We start from the raw sequence: 1,679 nt of genomic DNA on the forward strand, positions 1-1,679 counted from the left end.
CCGGTTTCGCGGTGCTCGCGTCGAACACCGCCTCGGTCGGCCCGGACACCCGCAGGCTCGGCCGCAGCACGTGCGCGAATCCGCCCTGCGGGCGGTCCAGGGTACCCGCCCGCCGGGAGCCGCACGGTGGTGCCGCCCTCGGCGGGGAACAGGCCCCGGCTCTCGCCCGTCAGCACGTCCTGCAGGGTGACCAGGCCGTCCGCCGTGGGCTCGCGGTCGCCGGGACGGTGATCCGCCCCGGTGACGCGGTGATCAGCCCCGAGGTGAGGCCCTGCCCGATCGCGCGCGCCAGGTCGACCCGGCCCGCGCCCCTGGCGAACAGCGGGGCGCCCTCGGTCGGGACCGCCGACGCCACCAGCGCGGCCTTGACCCGCTGCCCGGTCCACTCCGGGTTTCTGCTGCTTGAGCAGCGCCGCCGCGCCCGCGACGTGCGGGATGCCCATCGAGGTGCCGGACAGGGGCAGCCTGCCGTTCCGGCCGGGCCGCCCGCTGGTGCTCGCGTGCGCGGCGACGATGCCGACGCCGGGCGCGGTGACGTCCGGCTTGACCGCGCCATCGCCCACCCTCGGGCCCCTGCTGGAGAAGGGCGCGACCGCGTCGTCCCGGTCCACCGCGCCCACGGTGAGCGCCGCGTCCGCGCTGCCCGGCGAGGCCGCGCTGCGGTCGGCACCGTCGTTGCCCGCGGCGACCACGAACAGCGCGCCGGACCGCTCGGACAGCGTCGTGAGCGCTTCTTCGTGCGGGGCGGGCGCAGGGGCCGGGCGGTGGTGCGGTGGGTGGGCCGGGGGTTTGCGGGGTCGTGGGCCGACGGGTGGTCGGGGTCGGGGGTCCGAAGCGGCCCGCGTCAGCCGGTCGCGAGCGCGGCGAGGGTGTCCTGGAACGAGGTCGACGCGAGTGCGGTGTCGGTGTCGTCGCCTTGCGGGGCGCGGAACAGGTCGGTGAACTCGGCCAGGTCCACCAGCGGCCAGCGCAGCCGGTGCAGGCGCAGCGCCTCGGGGGAGGGGGTGTGGCCGGTCAGCTCCCGGTAGCGGGACAGGTCGCCGGGCAGCAGGGCGAGGTCGCGCTCGGGGACGGCCAGGCCGGTGGTGTCCCAGTCCACCAGGTGGAAGCCGGTCGTGGCGCGGATCAGGTTGCCGGGGTGCGGCTCGCCGTGGGTGAGCACGACGGGCAGGCGGCGCACCACCTCGGCCAGCTCCGCGAACTCCGCGCGCCTGCGGCGGACGACCTCCTCGTGCCGCCGCAGCAGCAGGCGCGCCCGCTCCGCGTACGGCCCGTCGCCCCAGGGCCCGTCGGCGTCCGGCGGGGGAGGGGCGATCGGGATCGCGGGCGCGTCGACCGGTGTGGCGTGCAACCGGGCCAGCAGCTCCTGCACCAGCGCGCCGTCCCCCTCGGACAGCTCCTGCCCGAAGTGGCCGGGAACCCCGGCGACGTGCGGGAACACGCTGAGCGCGTACCGGTCGTCCAGCTCCGCCACGGGCTCGCCGACCGGGGCGACGACGAACTCCAGCCCCGCCTGCCGCAGTCGCACCGCCACGCCCATGGCGGCCCGCAACCCGGCCAGCGCGGAGTCGCGGTCGGGGCCGCAGTGCGGTTTGCGCGTCAGGTCGGCCGCGGTCGCGAACCACCGGCGGCCACCCGCGTCGGTGACGTGCCAGTGGTGGTCGCCGAAGCCGACCGGT

At 77.5% G+C, this 1,679-nt stretch carries 2 protein-coding genes; both read right to left on the reverse strand.

Features of this window, described 5'->3' with window-relative positions; all coding sequences use genetic code 11:
• Nucleotides 1-692: S8 family serine peptidase (locus ACTUAL_RS31760; RefSeq protein WP_440902808.1), on the reverse strand; the 692-nt coding region annotated here is incomplete at its 3' end.
• A 152-nt stretch (nt 693-844) separates the two neighbouring features.
• Nucleotides 845-1,679: phosphotransferase family protein (locus tag ACTUAL_RS31765; protein WP_440902809.1), on the reverse strand; the 835-nt coding region annotated here is incomplete at its 5' end.

This window comes from Actinosynnema sp. (genome assembly GCF_052038725.1).